Below are 17100 nucleotides of genomic sequence, written 5' to 3'. Positions count from 1 at the left end.
AAAAGCAACCTGGTTGTCCAGCCGTCCGGGAATAACGGATGAGCGGATTCGGGTTGCTTTTTGTAATAGGGAAACACTCGGAATAAACTGCCAATTAGCAGTGAAATAGACTAATCGAATAACTATTAGGAGGGATAAAATGGTACAACGAATTGAGATGATGGTAGGCGGAAGACCGCTATCCATTGAAACCGGCCGCCTTGCGAAGCAGGCGAATGCAGCAGTCACTGTTCAGTATGGTGATACTGTCGTATTGTGTACGGTAACAGCGTCAGCAGGTCCGAAGGATCTGGATTTCTTCCCATTGACTGTTAACTATGAAGAACGTTTGTATGCTGTTGGTAAAATTCCAGGTGGATTCATTAAACGTGAAGGCCGTCCAAGCGAGAAGGCGATTTTGTCCAGCCGACTTACGGACAGGCCTATTCGTCCGTTATTCCCTGAAGGTTTCCGGAATGACGTTCAAGTCATGAACATTGTAATGAGCGTGGATCAAGATTGTTCGCCAGAAATTGCGGCTATGATCGGTACTTCTGCTGCACTATCCATTTCTGACGTTCCTTTTGACGGTCCAATTGGCGGAGTAAACGTGGGTCGTGTTAATGGCGAATTCATAATTAATCCGACGGTGGAGCAAAGCGTAGAAACGGATATTTTTGTAGTTGTCGCTGGAACGAAAGATGCGATTATGATGGTGGAAGCAGAAGCAAACGAAGTTTCTGAAGCAGTAATGCTTGAAGCGATTATGTTTGGTCATGACGAAATCAAAAAGATCGTAGCAAAAATAGAAGAGCTGCAAGCTGTAGCCGGCAAACCGAAAATGGAAGTTAAGCTACATACTGTAAATGAGCAAGTGAATGCTGATGTTCGCGCTTATGCTTCTGCTGGTTTGGTTGAAGCGATTAAGGTTGAAGAAAAGCATGCTCGTCAAGAAGCAATTGATGCAGTTAACAGCGCAGCAGTTGCTCACTTTGAAGAGCAATATATCGATACGCCAGAACTTCTCTCTGATGTTAAAGAAGTTCTTTATGACATCGTGAAGGAAGAAGTACGTCGTCTTATTTCTCATGATAAAGTTCGTCCAGATGGCCGTTCCCTTGATGAAATTCGTCCAATCGATTGTGATGTGGCAATTTTGCCTCGCACACACGGAACAGGGCTGTTTACTCGTGGACAAACACAAGCACTAAGTATTTGTACGCTTGGCGCAATGGGCGACGTTCAAATTTTGGATGGTATTTCACCAGAAGAAACAAAACGTTTCATGCATCACTATAACTTCCCGCCGTTCAGCGTTGGTGAAGCACGTCCGCTTCGTCCGCCAGGCCGTCGTGAAATCGGGCATGGTGCTCTCGGAGAACGTGCACTTTCCAAAGTTATTCCATCTGAAGCTGAATTCCCTTACACGATTCGTCTTGTTTCGGAAGTTTTGGAATCTAACGGTTCTTCTTCACAAGCAAGCATTTGCGCAAGCACACTTGCTATGATGGATGCAGGGGTACCAATCAAAGCGCCAGTAGCTGGTATTGCTATGGGTCTCATTAAAGATGGCGATCACTTTGCAATTCTTTCTGATATTCAAGGGATGGAAGATCATCTCGGCGATATGGACTTTAAAGTTGCAGGTACAGCTGAAGGCGTTACAGCTATTCAAATGGATATCAAGATTGCCGGCATCAACCGCGCTATATTGGAGCAATCGCTTGAACAAGCTCGCCAAGGCCGTATTTTCATCCTAGGTAAAATGCTCGAAAGCTTGCCGACTACTCGTCCAAACTTATCGAAGTATGCACCGAAAATTTTGACGCTTCGCATTAATCCGGACAAAATCCGTGATGTTATTGGCGCAGGCGGAAAAATCATCAACAAAATCATTGAAGAAACTGGCGTGAAAATCGATATCGAGCAAGACGGAATGGTATTTATTGCTTCTTCAAACGAAGAGATGAACCAAAAAGCTAAATCGATTATCGAAGGTATCGTTAAAGAAGTGGTTGTTGGTGAAATTTATATGGGTACGGTTAAGCGCGTTGAGAAGTTCGGTGCTTTTGTTGAAATTCTGCCGAACAAAGATGGACTTGTCCATATTTCTCAATTGTCGAATGAACGTGTTGCAAAAACAGAGGATGTCGTTAACATTGGCGACCAAATCAAAGTTAAAGTAACCGAAATTGACGGACAAGGCCGTATTAACTTGTCTGCCAAAATTTTGATGACGCCAGAAGCATCGCCGCAATAAGCTTTTAAGGCTTGGCGGTCATATTAATAAGAAGAAAAGAGACAGATTTGATCTGGCTCTTTTTGTTTTTTTAAGCGACATCGGGTCACCATCTAGCCCATCCGCTGCATATTCTCGTCCTACTTTTCATACATATGAATTAACATGCCGAAATAAGGTCAAGCTTAGGAAGCGTGCGAGGACTTATATGGGAGTGGGAATAATGATGCTTAGAAAATCAGCTGCAATTGTGGCAAGCATGCTTCTAGTGCTTGCATTCGTCAGTATGAACGACGACATATCAAAATTTCTCTCTTCTTTAAAATATGATAATAAAATGGTTTATGCACAATATTCTTATACGCAATCGGAGAAGCAGAGGCTGCTGAACATGATTTCAGAAGAAGCAGATAAGCTGAATATTGCACCAGTAGACGCGCGGATTGATCGTGTTTGGAGAGCTATTCCAGGGTATAACGGCTTGGAAGTCGATGTGGATAAAACGCTCGAAGCTGCCTTGCTCGCTCCGCCTTCTCAAACCATTCCTTATGTATATAAAGAGGTTGAACCCGAAATTAGCCTTAATGATCTTGGTCCACATCCGATCTTTCGCGGCAATCCCAACAAAAAGATGATATCGCTTATGATCAATGTTGCTTGGGGCAATGAGTACATAGATTCCATTTTAAAAACACTTAAACGTGAAAAGGTGAAAGCTACCTTTTTCCTTGATGGCAGTTGGCTAAGTAAAAACGCTGATGTTGCTAAGCAAATACAAGCTGAAGGACATGAAATGTCTAATCATGCGTATACTCATCCTGATATGAGTGCGATTAGCAGGGAAGCGCAATACAATCAAATAGCCAAAACCGAAGCTTTATTAAAATCGAGCTTGAACGTAAACAACAAATGGTTTGCTCCGCCTTCGGGCTCTTTTAATCAAGCTACTGTCCAGATCGCCGAGGAGCAGGGGTTAAAAACGGTGCTGTGGACCATTGATACGGTTGATTGGCAGAAACCGCCGGCAGATGCCGTTGTGCGCAAAATTGCAGCGAAATTAGAGCCTGGAGCGCTAATATTAATGCATCCTACAGCCACAACACGAGATGCGCTGCCTGGCATAATTGCTACAGCTAAATCAAAAGGCTACGCGATAGGAACGGTTAGTGAGACGCTTTCCTCCAAGCGGATTCCCGATGAAGTTGAGGGAGCGGACTGATTCTGCTATAGTAAAAACATTCATGTTTAGAGTCACATGTATATGATGTCAGTTTTGTAAGGCAAAATGATGAGACGTATAATAATGATCATTTTGCTGCACAAAACATGAGGAGGACTACTGATGAACAAATACACACTTAGCAATGGATTGCGTGTTGTCGTAGAATACATACCGACAGTAAGATCAGTATCGTTTGGCATATGGGTCAAAACGGGCTCACGCAATGAGACGCCAGAAAATAACGGTATCTCCCATTTCATTGAACACATGCTGTTCAAAGGCACAGAAAGCCGTACTTCAAAGGACATAGCGGATTTATTCGACGGTATAGGCGGAAATGTCAATGCGTTTACCTCGAAGGAATATACGTGTTATTTTGCCAAGGTGCTTGATGAGCATTTGCCGCTTGCCGTAGACGCTCTCTCGGATATGTTTTTTAATTCCCAATTTGATCCGGAAGAATTGGCGAAAGAAAAAAATGTTATTCTAGAGGAAATCTCTATGTATGAGGATACTCCGGATGATAAGGTGCATGACGAAGCTTCTCGCGCAGCATTCGGTGAACATCCGCTTGCTTATTCGATATTGGGGCTTGAGGATCGTTTGACTGCCATGACCTCCGATACGCTTCGCGGATATATGAATGATACTTATACGCTTGAGAATGTAGTAATCAGTGTTGCGGGCAATGTTGAAGAGCAGAGCTTGCTTGCGTTAATGGAACAATATTTTGGAAGCTTTAAGAATAGCAAGCCAGCTTCATCCATCATTACGCCTCCGGCATTTCATGGCGATTATTTGTTTTACAAAAAGAAAACAGAGCAAAACCATCTATGTGTTTCTTTCCCAGGGTGTTCGATTACCGATTCAAATTTGTATGCCATGATTCTTCTTAACAATGCTATAGGGGGCGGAATGAGCTCGAGGCTGTTCCAAGAAATAAGAGAGAAGCGCGGACTCGCGTATTCTGTCTATTCCTATCACACTTCTTATGCGGATACTGGCTTGTTTACTTTATATGCTGGAACGGCGCCTAAGCAAACGAAGGAAGTACTTGATTTAACGATGGAGCAGATGAACGAGCTGTCCGTAAAAGGATTAGGCGAGGATGAACTGCACCGCGGCAAGGAGCAATTGAAGGGCAGCTTGATTTTGAGCTTGGAGAGCACGAGCAGCAGAATGAATCGATTGGGCAAGAACGAGTTGATGCTCGGTCATCATTACACGCTTGATGAGCTGTTGAAGCGTATCGATTCGGTGCAGATGTCAGATGTAGTTGATGTTACGAAGCGTATGTTAGCTGCTCCTTTCTCCGTTGCAATGGTCGGAACGAATGATAAAGCAGCAGCAGAGCTCAGGAGGGATCAATTTGTATCAAGTTCAGTTTAAACGATTAGAAGGAAATGAAGATATAGCCATACCGAAAAAAATGTCCGAATGGGCAGCTGGCTTTGATCTGCAAGCTTCTGTAGGAGAGCCTGTTGTATTGCAGCCAGGCGAGCGTAAGCTTATTCCTACCGGCTTTGCAATGGCAATGCCCGGGGAGCTGGAGGCGCAAATTAGACCGCGCAGCGGCCTTGCGTATAAGCATGGCATTACTTGCTTGAATTCACCAGGAACGATTGATGCGGACTACCGAGGAGAAGTGAAAGTGCTGCTCGTTAATTTAGGCGATCAGCCGTTTACAATTACGCGCGGGGAAAGAATAGCTCAAATGGTATTCCAACTCGTGCCGGCAGTTACGATTATAGAAGCTGATGAGCTGCCTGACACCGTACGAGGTGCCGGCGGGTTTGGACATACTGGCGTTTAAGCGATTTGAATTCATAAATGAGTATTAAGAAGATCGGGCATATGCCCGATCTTTTTTTCTTTTTCACCCCGCTCTGGGCGCAAGCATAAGATGATCTAGAGCTATTAGCAAGAAAGGAGTGAAGCTTAATGCTAACAGGCGTTCAAGTGCTGCTGCTTGGTGGTGATGCAAGGCAGCTGGAGGTAATTCGAAAGCTGACTGAGCTTGATGCTGCTGTCACAGTTTCGGGTTTTGACGGCTTGCATTCGTCACTCGACGGAGCGGTACAGGCGGAGTTCGAGGAACAGCTATTTGAATCCGTCGATGCGTTGTTGTTGCCTGCCGTAGGCACTGATGATCAAGGGATCATCCAGAGTGTTTTTAGTGACCGACAAATGCAGCTGGCAGACAGCCATTTTGCAAAGCTGCCAAAACATTGCACAGTATATACAGGAATGGCGAAGCCTTATTTGCGTCAGCTATGCGAGCAGCATTCACTGTCGCTCGTTGAGCTGTTTGACCGTGATGATGTTGCCATATACAATTCAATTCCGACAGCGGAAGGCGCCTTAATGATGGCCATTCAGAATACGGATATTACGATTCATGGGTCTTCTTCTATGGTGCTTGGTTTCGGTAGAACAGGCTTTACAATGGCACGAACGCTTCAAGGTTTGGGGTCCAAAGTGAAGGTCGGTGTACGGCGTTCAGAGCAGTTTGCAAGAGCGGCAGAGATGGGTTTTGAGCCTTTCTACATCAGTGGTTTATTGCATCATGTGAGCAATATTGACTTGCTTTTTAATACAATTCCGACTATGATAGTCACAGCACAAATTATCGCAAATTTACCTTCGCGAGCCGTCATTATTGACCTCGCATCGAAGCCTGGCGGGACAGATTTCCGCTTCGCTGAGAAGCGTGGCATTAAAGCGATGCTCGCACCCGGACTACCCGGTATCGTCGCACCGAAAACAGCTGGACGTATCATAGCGGATTGCTTATCTCAGTTGATTTTGGACGATACGATTAAGCGGGGGAATGGGATATGAATTGGTCTGGAATTACGGTAGGTTATGCATTGTCAGGCTCACATTGTACGTTTGCTGAAGTTATGCCTGAAATTAAGCGGTTCGTCGATGCGGGGGCCAATGTGGTGCCGATCGTTTCGAATACACTTATGACAACGGACACTAGATTTGGAAAGTCCGAGGATTGGCAAACACAGTTAAAAGCGATTACCGGAAATGAACTTATTTCGACCATTGTGCAGGCGGAGCCACTTGGGCCTTCTAAGCTGCTGGACGTTCTTGTCATAGCACCTTGCACAGGAAATACGACAAGCCGACTTGCAAATGCGATAACGGACAGCGCAGTACTTATGGCTGCTAAAGCCCAAATGCGCAACGGCCGTCCGCTGGTTCTTGCTATTTCGACAAATGATGGACTTGGTTTAAATGCCGCTAACATAGCGAAGCTATTAGTGGCTAAACATATTTATTTTGTACCGTTCGGCCAAGATAACCCGGTGCAGAAGCCTAATTCGCTTGTTGCCAGAATGGATTTGGTCTTGGAAGCATGCGAAGCTGCCCTCTCTGGCAAACAGCTGCAGCCTCTGCTTATCGAACGTCATTCATGACACACGGATAGAGGGGAGACGACAACAGATGTCGTATCAGAAATTGTTTAACGTTGCAGTTGTTGGTGCAACAGGCGCAGTAGGAGAACAAATACTGAAATTACTTGCTTCCAGAAACTTCCCGATCCGAAAGCTTAAGCTGTTATCGTCTGCTCGCTCAGCCGGCACAAAAATTACATTTAAAGATCAGGAGCTTACGGTTGAAGAAGCAAAGCCGGAAAGCTTCGAAGGTATCGACATCGCTTTGTTTAGTGCAGGAGGCGATGTTACTAAAGCATTGGCTCCACATGCGGTTAAACATGGTGCAGTATGTATTGATAACACCAATGCATACCGCATGGACGAAAACACACCGCTTGTCGTTCCTGAGGTAAATATTGAGAAGGTTAGCGAGCATAAGGGCATAATCGCTAATCCGAACTGCTCGACCATTCAAATGGTAGTAGCTCTTAAACCGCTACAAGACCGTTTTGGCATTTCGCGTATTATCGTTTCCACCTATCAAGCGGTTTCTGGTGCTGGAAATCTTGCCATAGATGAGATGCTTCGTCAAACTACAGCTTCACTTCAGGGTGAAGAGGTAAACCCAGCTATTCTTCCAGTAGGCGCATTGCCGGTTAAGCATCAAATTGCATTTAATGCGATTCCGCAAATTGATAAGTTTCAAGAGAATGGTTATACGCTTGAGGAAATGAAAATGGTTCGCGAAACGAAAAAAATTATGGGTGACGAGTCTATTCAGGTTACAGCTACATGCGTGCGAATTCCTGTCGTTTACGGTCACTCGGAATCTCTATATGTTGAGCTCAAAAACGACTACGATTTGGAAGAGGTTAAGCAGCTGCTTGCAGATGCACCGGGCGTTACGCTCGTTGATGATCCTGCTAATCAGCAATACCCGCTTGCGACTGATGCTGCCGGTAAGCCGGATGTATTTGTTGGTCGCTTGAGACGTGATCTTGGATCGGATCGCGGACTTAATATGTGGATCGTCTCCGATAACCTGCTCAAAGGAGCAGCATGGAATGCTGTTCAAATCGCTGAACATATCGCAAGAGGTTAATGTATTAAGTAAAAGGTAATAAAGCTTGCTTCTTCCCTGGATCGATCATGGAGGATTATAATATGCGCATCCTGATTCAAAAATTCGGGGGCACCTCTCTTTCTACCGATCATGCCAGAGAACACGTAATTAGTCATATTACCAGAGAACGCAGCAGTGGCCTTGCTGTAGTCGTAGTCGTATCTGCTATGGGGCGTAAGGGCGATCCTTACGCAACGGATACCTTGCTTCAGGTTATACGTGATAATGGCGACAGGCTGCCAGCGCGTGAGCGAGATATGCTGCTAGGCTGCGGAGAAATTATTTCCGCAGCCGCTTTATGCAGCTTGCTCATTGCGAGCGGCATTCCTTCCGTTGTCCTAACCGGAGGACAGGCGGGCATGATTACTGACGAGCAGTATGGGCAAGCCCGAATCAAAGAGATTCGGCCAGATAAGGTGCTTCATCATTTACGTGAAGGAACCGTTGTAATCGTAACAGGTTTTCAAGGAAGCACTGCATTAGGAGATACGACAACACTTGGCCGCGGCGGAAGCGATACTTCAGCTACAGCATTAGGTGCTGCGCTGCGCGCTGAAATGGTCGATATTTATACGGATGTTAACGGGATTTTAACGGCGGACCCTAGATTAGTCGAGGAGGCGAAACCGCTTCCTGTCGTAAGCTATGCTGAAATATGCAACATGGCAAGGCAAGGAGCTAAGGTTATCCATCCTCGTGCCGTTGAGATTGCTCAGCAGGCTCGTATACCGCTCCGCGTTCGTTCTACCTTCTCAAGTGAAACAGGCACATTAGTAACTGATTCTGCTGAGCTTAAGGCTGAGCTGGCGGTTAAGGATCGTCATGTTACAGGAATTGCCCATGCAGCAGGGATTACTCAAATATCAGTAAAGGGTATTGAAGGCCGAAATGACGTGCAGCTGCAAGTGTTTCAATCTATGGCTAAACATCATATTAGTGTTGATTTTATTAATGTAACGCCAAGCGGTGCAGTTTATACCGTATTTGATCATGATGCTAAACGTGCAGTTGATGTACTGAAGGAATGCGGCTTTGCACCTTCAGCTATTAAAGGCTGTGCTAAAGTATCCGTCATCGGCGGTGGTATGAATGGAGAGCCAGGCGTTATGGCGCGTATCGTGGAAGCGCTGACGGAGCAGGGCATTTCAATCATGCAATCGGCTGATTCTAATACTACGATATGGGTGCTCGTTCGTGAAGCGGATATGGTAGAGGCACTTCGTTCTCTGCACGCTAAGTTCGAGCTTCATCGATAGAGCAACTTTTTTGGGAGGAATTCAGATGGAATTTGGAAGACTAATTACCGCAATGGTAACCCCATTTGATGCGGACGGTCATATTGATTGGGAAACGACAGCAAAATTAATTGATTATTTGATTGAGGAGCAGCAAAGCGATAGTCTTGTCGTTTCAGGCACGACTGGCGAATCACCGACGCTCTCCGATGAAGAAAAACTGGAACTGTTCCGATTTGCTGTTAAGCATGCGAATGGTCGTTGCAAAATCATTGCTGGTACGGGCAGCAACAACACAGCCCATTCCATCCATCTGACAAAAGACGCAGAAGCAGCAGGCGTTGATGGCATTTTGCTTGTCGCTCCATATTATAACCGTCCTAGTCAAGAAGGACTTTATCAGCACTTTAAGGCTATTGCTGAAGCAACAAAATTGCCTATTCTTTTGTATAATGTGGAAGGTCGTACGGGAGTCAACATCTCTGTCGAAACGACGCTTCGCTTAGCACAAATCGACAATGTTGTGGCGACAAAAGATTGTGCTTCAACAGATCAATTAACTCAAATTATTAGTGGTGCTCCTGCAGGATTTAAAGTATACAGCGGGGACGACAGTGCTACACTTCCTGCTTTAGCTATTGGAGCTTACGGAATCGTTAGCGTTGCGGGACATGTCGTTGGCGCGCAAATGAAACAATTAATCGAAGCCTATGTGAACGGAAACGTTCAGGAAGCTGCTCGAATAAATGGTATTTTACATCCAATTTTCAGAGGTTTATTCTATTGTCCTCATCCTGTACCTAATCCTGTGGCCGTGAAATTTGCACTTGGCTTAAAAGGTTTGCCAGTTGGAGGAGTTAGACTTCCGCTTGTTACTGTGACCGAGGCTGAGGCCGCATTCTTACGCAATTTACTGGTGTAAATACACGTAATCGTTGATTGCAGCCGGTGCATCCAGCATCGGTTTTATTTTTTTGGGAAGCATATTGCATAATAGCAATATCGTGTTTCACTTGTATTCCAGCTTTTTCTTCATGTATAATGATTTCAAGTGACTGGGTGCGGCAAATATTTGGAAATGAAATTAACGTCAGAGCGGCATCTGACGATAACAACGCATAGGTAAACAATGTTCGGCATTAATTACCTGTGGATCCGTACAAAATAAATATTGCTTTTCCATATTACGACAATACTTACGAGGCCATTATAGCTTCGCAATAATAATTAGATGCTTACGGAGCCGTTCGCTTCGAAATATTTAAGAAAATGCTTACAAAGCTATTTTGCTTCGAAAATTAACCCAATGATTACGAAGCGAATTTCGCTTCGCAAAATTTTAAGGAGGAAAACACTTGTCTAAGAAGAACAACCAGGATAAATTGCTCATTTTTGCACTAGGCGGAGTTGGCGAGATCGGGAAAAACATGTACGTCATCCAATATAACAATGATATCGTTGTAGTTGACTCAGGACTTAAGTTCCCTGAAGAGGACATGCTCGGAATCGATATTGTTATCCCTGACATCTCTTACCTAACGGAAAATCGCGACAAAGTTCGCGGAATTATTATTACACATGGTCACGAGGATCATATTGGCGGTTTGCCTTATGTACTAAAAAGCTTAAATGTGCCATTATATGCAACAAAACTAACACTCGGACTTATCGAAGGAAAATTGAAGGAAGCCGGCTTGCTCGGAGAAACGAAACGTATTCTCATCAATGCAGATAGCGAAATTCAATTAGGCACGATTCGTGCATCCTTCTTCAGAACGAACCACAGTATTCCAGATTCCGTTGGTGTCAGCTTGGATACACCGGAAGGTACTGTCGTTCATACAGGTGACTTTAAATTTGACCATACGCCGGTGAATGAGCAATTTGCTGACTTGCAGCGTATTGCTGAGATTGGCAAGCGCGGCGTTTTGGCGCTATTGTCAGACAGTACAAATGCTGAACGTCCAGGATACACGCCATCTGAAGCACAAGTTGGCGACAATCTAGAGGATATTTTCCGCAAATCGTCACAACGCGTTGTCGTAGCAACTTTTGCTTCCAACGTACACCGGATTCAACAAATTATAAATGCTGCTATTGCAACAAAACGTAAGATTGCGGTTGTTGGCCGCAGTATGGTTAACGTTGTAGGTATCGCTTCTGATCTTGGCTACTTGAATATTCCAGAGGGAATGATTATCGAGCCGGAAGAAGTAAACAAATTAGCTGCTGATCGTGTTGTTATTTTGTGTACAGGCAGTCAAGGCGAGCCGATGTCGGCGCTTACTCGCATGGCACGTTCGACACATCGCAAAGTTGATATTTTACCAGGCGACACCGTCATTATTGCGGCAACACCAATTCCGGGCAACGAAAGATATGTTGGTCGTACTGTTGATGAATTATTCCGCCTTGGTGCAAATGTTATTTACGGAAATGGTTCCGTTTCAGGCGTTCACGTATCTGGTCACGGCAGCCAAGAAGAACTTAAGCTTATGCTTAACTTGATTAAGCCAAAATACTTCATTCCTATCCACGGTGAATATCGTATGCTTCGTCAGCATGCGAAGCTTGGGGAAGCAATCGGAATTGAGCGCGAGAACATCTTCGTTATTGATAACGGTGATACAGTTGAGTTCCAGAACGGCAGCGGCCGCAAAGGCTCGAAAGTACAAGCAGGAAACGTATTGATTGATGGATTGGGCGTAGGCGATGTTGGTAACATTGTATTGCGTGATCGCAAGCTATTGTCGCAAGATGGCATTTTGGTCGTTGTTGTTACATTAAGCAAACAAGATGGCGCGATCTTGTCTGGTCCAGATATTATTTCTCGCGGTTTCGTTTATGTTCGTGAATCCGAAGGTCTTCTTGATGAAGCCAATCGCATCGTGACATCGACGCTTACACGTTTGATGAATGATAAAGTAAATGAGTGGGCATCGCTCAAAACGAATGTGAAGGATGCGCTTGGTCGTTTCTTGTACGAGCAGACTCGTCGTCGTCCAATGATTTTGCCAATCATTATGGAAGTTTAACATATAAATAATTAATGAAAAGAATCGCTTGTCCTTTCCGCAATTGCCGCGGCGGACACAAGCGATTCTTTTTTTATATAAGAACAGAAGACTTTTCTGCTTGGTTTGTCAAATCAAGAGATCTAGACTGTATTTTGTATAAATTTTTGACCAGACCTCATACTATGACGAGCATCAACATAAGAGGGGGATATTTAAATGAATGGTCACACAAACATGCAGTTTACTTCAGAGCAGCCTGAACAACCTATTCCAGACGATAAAAAAAAGGCGAATGCTGTTGTCGAAACGATTCAGCAGCTTGGTCAGACAGCGGCTCCTGCATTGACGGAATCCAATATCTTTTGTATGACCATCATTGGGCAAGTGGAGGGACATCTCGTTTTGCCACCGCAAAATAAAACGACTAAATATGAGCATCTTATTCCACAACTCGTAGCAGCTGAACAAAATCATAAAATTGAAGGTGTGTTTATCGTTCTGAATACTGTAGGCGGCGATGTCGAGGCAGGACTGGCAATAGCTGAGATGATTTCATCACTCAGCAAGCCAACAGTAACGCTCGTGCTTGGCGGAGGACACTCTATAGGCGTTCCGATTGCCGTTGCTGGCGATATGTCGTTTATTGCAGAAACAGCAACGATGACGATACATCCAATTCGTCTTAACGGTTTAGTAATCGGTGTACCACAAACCTTTGAATATTTGGATAAAATGCAGGAGCGCGTCGTACGATTTGTAACTTCGCACTCGAACGTGACGGAACATACATTTAAAGAGCTCATGTTCAAGACGGGGGAGCTTACACGGGATATAGGAACTACGGTTATTGGGTCTGATGCAGTCAAGCATGGTCTGATTGATGCCGTTGGCGGCTTGGGTGAGGCGTTAAAGGAATTAAACCGAAGAATTGAGGCTTCCAAGCTCGGAAGAATTGAGGTGAATATCCAATGACACTTTATACGAATATGCCTCTTGAGGTTGTGCTGGAGGGCTTTAATAACGAAATGGAGCAATCGCAAGAGGTATGGTCAAATGGTGTAAAGATGCAGGTGACTCCCATCGCACCGGGAATGGGGAAAATTATTCGTTTATTAGATTGCAGCCTCGACGACTATCTCAATCCAAATTTAATGCCGGGCACGATTGTGAATTATAAATAATGAACAAACAAATGTTCGTGCAAATGTCTCATAGGAACATTTGCCCACCTATGGTATAATCTTTTACCAGAGGTGACGGATTTGGCAAAGAAAAAGAGACGAAAAAAATCAATTGGCACAAACTTAAAATATGAAGTATATGGAATTTTGCTTATTACAATATCAATTATTGCCCTCTCTGGAGAGGCGGCTGTCGGGCGCTCGTTATCCAAGCTATTTGGGCTTGTGCTCGGCAAGTTTTATTTTGTATTAGCACTAATTGGGATTGTCATTGGACTTGCGGTCATGATCAAACGCACTTGGCCTAAAGGGTGGACGAACAAGCGAACAGGCTTGTTTATCATGGTGCTGGCGTTTACACTCATGAGCTCCATATCTGAAATTGATCAAAAGCTGAGCCCTACGACTGATTTGACAGGGTCGTTGATTTTTAATCAGCTTAGCAGCGATTTGAAATTATCTTTAATAAGTGTACCTGCCGAAAATGATTTACCGATCAGAGACAAAGAAATAAGCGGTGGTTTTGTAGGCGCTATTCAATATTCATTATTTTTCTCTTTGTTCGGGTATTATGGCGCGAAGCTTATTATGTTTGTTATGTTCGCGATCTCTATCATGCTTATGACAGGTAAGTCGTATGTTGAGTTAGGGAGATTGGTAACGGCCCGTGGCAATCGTATGTTCAAGCTGCTTGCAGCTAAATGGGAGAAGAGGTCTTCTCTGCGTGCTGCCGCAGCAGCACAAGCGAGTGCCAATGTTGGACAGGCTGATTTCGATGATGATGATGAAACGATTGATGACGATCATGAAAGTTATGTTGCTGCTCCTCCCAAGAAGAAGAAGAGAAGATCCTTGTTTTTCTCTTGGAGACAGGATCAAGATGAGGAAGAGTCTGATATATCCAGTCATCCGCAGGATGAATGGGTGTTCGAGCCAAATGGAACGGATACGCTTGCAAGCGCAAAGCCTGCCTGGCAAAATGATATCGAACCGCCTTGGGAGAAATCCGGCGCTGATTTACATACAGAATTAACTCCAGATATTCATGAGCATGACAGCACGCCGCCATGGGAAAATGCTGGTGATGGTCTTATAATCGACCACGAGCCGCTTGTACCTAATCGTGATGAAGCATGGAACCAAACGAATCCTATTCAGGAATTAGCCGATTCAGAGCTGCTTAACGATACTCTGGAAGAGGCTGAGGATGATGATACGGATCTATTGGATCCTGAAATAATCGCGGCTGGTACTACTTCTTCAGAAGCGCTTGTGTATGAGGAAGATACGGAGCAACCGATTCCGAAACGTCCTATTGCAGAAGAGAACGCACCTAAGCCTTACCTGCTGCCGCCTTTTACGCTGCTTACTAAACCGAATTTAATGAGTAAAAATGCAGATGCGTCCGACATGTACGACTCTCGCCGAAAGCTGGAGGCAACGCTGGAAAGCTTTGGCGTACGTGCCAAGGTACTGGATGTTGTTCGCGGGCCAGCAGTAACTCGTTATGAAGTTCAGCCGGCAACGGGCGTTAAGGTTAGCCGAATTGTTGGTTTAACGGATGATATCGCTCTTGCGTTAGCAGCTAAGGATATTCGGATGGAGGCACCGATTCCGGGGAAATCAGCCATAGGGATAGAAGTACCAAATATGGAGGTTTCCGTCGTAACGATGCGCGAGGTAATGGAAACCACTGCGTTTCAAAATGCTGCATCCAAATTGTCTATCGCGTTCGGCCGAGATATATCTGGACAGACGATCGTAGGCAACTTAGCGAAAATGCCCCATTTGCTTGTAGCAGGTGCAACAGGTTCGGGTAAATCTGTTTGTATTAACGGCATTATTACGAGTATTTTGTATAAGGCTGCGCCAGACGAGGTTAAATTTCTTATGATTGACCCAAAAATGGTTGAGCTGAACGTATACAATGGGATTCCGCATTTGCTCGCTCCTGTTGTTACGAATCCAAAGCGTGCTTCTCTGGCTCTAAAGAAAATTGTTGTTGAGATGGAAAGCCGCTATGAGCTTTTCTCCAAATCCGCAACTCGCAATATCGAAGGCTACAACAATTTAATGGCCGATAATCCTGCAGCTGTTCTTCCTTATATCGTTGTTATTGTGGACGAGCTTGCTGACTTGATGATGGTTGCTGCAAACGATGTAGAGGACTCCATTGCAAGGCTTGCTCAAATGGCGCGTGCAGCTGGTATTCATCTTATCATTGCAACGCAGCGGCCATCAGTCGATGTCATTACGGGCGTTATTAAAGCGAACATCCCTTCCCGTATTGCTTTCGGTGTATCTTCTCAGGTAGACTCTCGGACCATTCTTGATATGGTTGGAGCGGAAAAGCTGCTTGGCCGCGGTGATATGCTTTTCTTGCCGGTTGGGATGTCGAAGCCGATTAGGGTGCAAGGAGCCTTTTTATCCGATCAGGAAGTAGAATCATTAGTAAACTACGCACGCGGTCAAGCCGAAGCGCAGTATAAAGAGGATCTTGTACCGGAAGTTGAAGAGGAATCAACGGATGGGAACGAAATGCTGGACGAGCTTTATGATCAGGCAGTACAAGTGATATTGGAAGCGAAGCAGGCATCGGTTTCCTTGCTGCAGCGCCGTATGAGAATTGGTTATACTAGAGCGGCAAGATTGATCGACCAAATGGAAGCTCGCTCTATTGTTGGTCCTTATGAAGGCAGTAAGCCGCGTGAAGTGTTAATTACACTCGATCAATTTCAAGCTGGAAGAGCTAGCTCATAATTTCCGAAGTTTGCAGAAAACGGAACGAAGTGCATAGAAGTGGGATCAACTTCTCATACTAAAGTTAGGTAACGCTACCTTAAGCGAACTAACTTGCAAGAGAAAGGCAGATCCCATCATGAGAAATCGTTTGATTTTGGTGACCTCGATTATCGTGCTGTTGTTGTTCGGTTCCTTTTCGTTACTGAGCGGAAAGCATGACGGAGTAAAGGAAACGTTCAGCAACGCCACCTTAACGGTAGGCTCAACTGGACAAGACGTAAAAGAATTGCAAGGACGGCTAAAGCACCTCGGTTATTTTAAAGGTGATATAGACGGGAAGTTTGGATCGAGCACAAAAAATGCGGTCACATGGTTTCAATGGAAGTTTGGGCTTAAATCGGACGGTATTGTCGGTGCCAAAACAAAGCTGAAGCTTTGGGAAGCAACAAAAAAATGGACGCCATCAGCAGCAGCCCCGCCTGCTTCCGGTTCTAATTCTGGCGGTAAAGAAGATGCTGGTTCTTCCGGCAATAAGGCACCCATTGGAGGTTCCAACCGGTTAGGCTTGTCGGAAAATGACATACAGATTATGGCTAATGCCGTATACGGTGAAGCAAGAGGTGAGCCGTATGAAGGCCAAATCGCGGTTGCTGCGGTTATCATTAACCGTATGAAGTCTCAAAGTTTCCCCAACACGATTTATGGTGTCATTTTCCAACCTGGTGCCTTTACAGCGGTTGCTGACGGGCAAATTTGGCTCACGCCTAATGCGAAAGCGCGCGAGGCAGTTATGGATGCCATTAACGGCCAAGATCCTTCTGGTGGTTGTCTTTATTATTTCAATCCAGAAACAGCAACCTCAAAATGGATCTGGACAAGAACACAAATTAAAACAATCGGCAAGCATATATTCTGTATGTAACTATAAGCCATTCTCGAAAGGAAGCAGCCGTTACTGCCTAGTGCAGCAGTG

General features: G+C 44.8%; 14 protein-coding genes. All 14 read left to right on the top strand.

What is annotated here, in order from left to right; genetic code table 11:
* The first annotated feature begins 139 nt into the window (after window positions 1-139).
* The 14 genes from pnp (at window position 140) to sleB (ending at window position 17049) form a co-directional block, all read left to right on the top strand.
* Window positions 140-2239 carry a polyribonucleotide nucleotidyltransferase gene (gene pnp / locus AC1DM9_RS12945; protein WP_076269189.1) on the top strand — a complete coding sequence of 700 codons (2100 nt, stop codon included), beginning with the start codon at window positions 140-142 and terminating at the stop codon, window positions 2237-2239.
* Window positions 2240-2441: 202 nt separating this feature from the next.
* Window positions 2442-3437, top strand: coding sequence for a polysaccharide deacetylase family protein (locus tag AC1DM9_RS12940; RefSeq protein WP_477580334.1), 996 nt, complete (start codon window positions 2442-2444; stop codon window positions 3435-3437).
* A gap of 123 nt (window positions 3438-3560) precedes the next feature.
* On the top strand, window positions 3561-4829 hold the full coding sequence (locus tag AC1DM9_RS12935) for a M16 family metallopeptidase (RefSeq protein WP_076269191.1): 1269 nt from the start codon (window positions 3561-3563) through the stop codon (window positions 4827-4829).
* Entirely contained in the window at window positions 4810-5253 is a 444-nt protein-coding gene (dut, locus tag AC1DM9_RS12930) for a dUTP diphosphatase (RefSeq protein WP_339208965.1), read from the top strand. Before AC1DM9_RS12935 ends, dut begins: the two co-directional genes overlap by 20 nt.
* A gap of 128 nt (window positions 5254-5381) precedes the next feature.
* Window positions 5382-6281 carry a dipicolinate synthase subunit DpsA gene (gene dpsA / locus AC1DM9_RS12925; protein WP_441881236.1) on the top strand — a complete coding sequence of 300 codons (900 nt, stop codon included), beginning with the start codon at window positions 5382-5384 and terminating at the stop codon, window positions 6279-6281.
* The gene (locus AC1DM9_RS12920; protein WP_441881234.1) at window positions 6278-6868 is read left to right on the top strand and encodes a dipicolinate synthase subunit B; all 591 of its coding nucleotides are present in this window, start codon (window positions 6278-6280) and stop codon (window positions 6866-6868) included. Before dpsA ends, AC1DM9_RS12920 begins: the two co-directional genes overlap by 4 nt.
* A gap of 28 nt (window positions 6869-6896) precedes the next feature.
* Entirely contained in the window at window positions 6897-7931 is a 1035-nt protein-coding gene (asd, locus tag AC1DM9_RS12915) for an aspartate-semialdehyde dehydrogenase (RefSeq protein WP_339208968.1), read from the top strand.
* A gap of 62 nt (window positions 7932-7993) precedes the next feature.
* Window positions 7994-9208 carry an aspartate kinase gene (dapG, locus tag AC1DM9_RS12910; protein ID WP_477580331.1) on the top strand — a complete coding sequence of 405 codons (1215 nt, stop codon included), beginning with the start codon at window positions 7994-7996 and terminating at the stop codon, window positions 9206-9208.
* 25 nt (window positions 9209-9233) lie between these two features.
* Window positions 9234-10109 carry a 4-hydroxy-tetrahydrodipicolinate synthase gene (gene dapA / locus AC1DM9_RS12905; protein WP_076269197.1) on the top strand — a complete coding sequence of 292 codons (876 nt, stop codon included), beginning with the start codon at window positions 9234-9236 and terminating at the stop codon, window positions 10107-10109.
* Between the two features lie 433 nt (window positions 10110-10542).
* Entirely contained in the window at window positions 10543-12222 is a 1680-nt protein-coding gene (locus tag AC1DM9_RS12900; protein WP_053375776.1) for a ribonuclease J, read from the top strand.
* A 216-nt stretch (window positions 12223-12438) separates the two neighbouring features.
* The gene (locus AC1DM9_RS12895; protein ID WP_430055122.1) at window positions 12439-13176 is read left to right on the top strand and encodes a ClpP family protease; all 738 of its coding nucleotides are present in this window, start codon (window positions 12439-12441) and stop codon (window positions 13174-13176) included.
* The gene (locus AC1DM9_RS12890; protein ID WP_477580329.1) at window positions 13173-13385 is read left to right on the top strand and encodes a YlzJ-like family protein; all 213 of its coding nucleotides are present in this window, start codon (window positions 13173-13175) and stop codon (window positions 13383-13385) included. The genes AC1DM9_RS12895 and AC1DM9_RS12890 overlap by 4 nt, the downstream gene beginning before the upstream one ends.
* 81 nt (window positions 13386-13466) lie before the next feature.
* On the top strand, window positions 13467-16145 hold the full coding sequence (locus tag AC1DM9_RS12885) for an FtsK/SpoIIIE family DNA translocase (protein WP_477580327.1): 2679 nt from the start codon (window positions 13467-13469) through the stop codon (window positions 16143-16145).
* Between the two features lie 118 nt (window positions 16146-16263).
* Window positions 16264-17049 carry a spore cortex-lytic enzyme gene (gene sleB, locus AC1DM9_RS12880; protein ID WP_076269200.1) on the top strand — a complete coding sequence of 262 codons (786 nt, stop codon included), beginning with the start codon at window positions 16264-16266 and terminating at the stop codon, window positions 17047-17049.
* Window positions 17050-17100: the final 51 nt, after the last annotated feature.

It is taken from the genome of Paenibacillus sp. 01T431 (assembly GCF_056398625.1).
This window is presented reverse-complemented; position numbering and strand designations above follow the sequence as displayed.

Excerpts from the sequence above, each read along its gene's own strand:
- dapA (WP_076269197.1), top strand. The coding sequence starts at position 9,234 with ATGGAATTTGGAAGACTAATTACCGCAATGGTAACCCCATTTGATGCG.
- AC1DM9_RS12895 (WP_430055122.1), top strand. The coding sequence starts at position 12,439 with ATGCAGTTTACTTCAGAGCAGCCTGAACAACCTATTCCAGACGATAAA.
- sleB (WP_076269200.1), top strand. The coding sequence starts at position 16,264 with ATGAGAAATCGTTTGATTTTGGTGACCTCGATTATCGTGCTGTTGTTG.
- pnp (WP_076269189.1), top strand. The coding sequence starts at position 140 with ATGGTACAACGAATTGAGATGATGGTAGGCGGAAGACCGCTATCCATT.
- AC1DM9_RS12935 (WP_076269191.1), top strand. The coding sequence starts at position 3,561 with ATGAACAAATACACACTTAGCAATGGATTGCGTGTTGTCGTAGAATAC.
- dpsA (WP_441881236.1), top strand. The coding sequence starts at position 5,382 with ATGCTAACAGGCGTTCAAGTGCTGCTGCTTGGTGGTGATGCAAGGCAG.
- AC1DM9_RS12890 (WP_477580329.1), top strand. The coding sequence starts at position 13,173 with ATGACACTTTATACGAATATGCCTCTTGAGGTTGTGCTGGAGGGCTTT.
- AC1DM9_RS12920 (WP_441881234.1), top strand. The coding sequence starts at position 6,278 with ATGAATTGGTCTGGAATTACGGTAGGTTATGCATTGTCAGGCTCACAT.
- AC1DM9_RS12940 (WP_477580334.1), top strand. The coding sequence starts at position 2,442 with ATGATGCTTAGAAAATCAGCTGCAATTGTGGCAAGCATGCTTCTAGTG.
- asd (WP_339208968.1), top strand. The coding sequence starts at position 6,897 with ATGTCGTATCAGAAATTGTTTAACGTTGCAGTTGTTGGTGCAACAGGC.
- dapG (WP_477580331.1), top strand. The coding sequence starts at position 7,994 with ATGCGCATCCTGATTCAAAAATTCGGGGGCACCTCTCTTTCTACCGAT.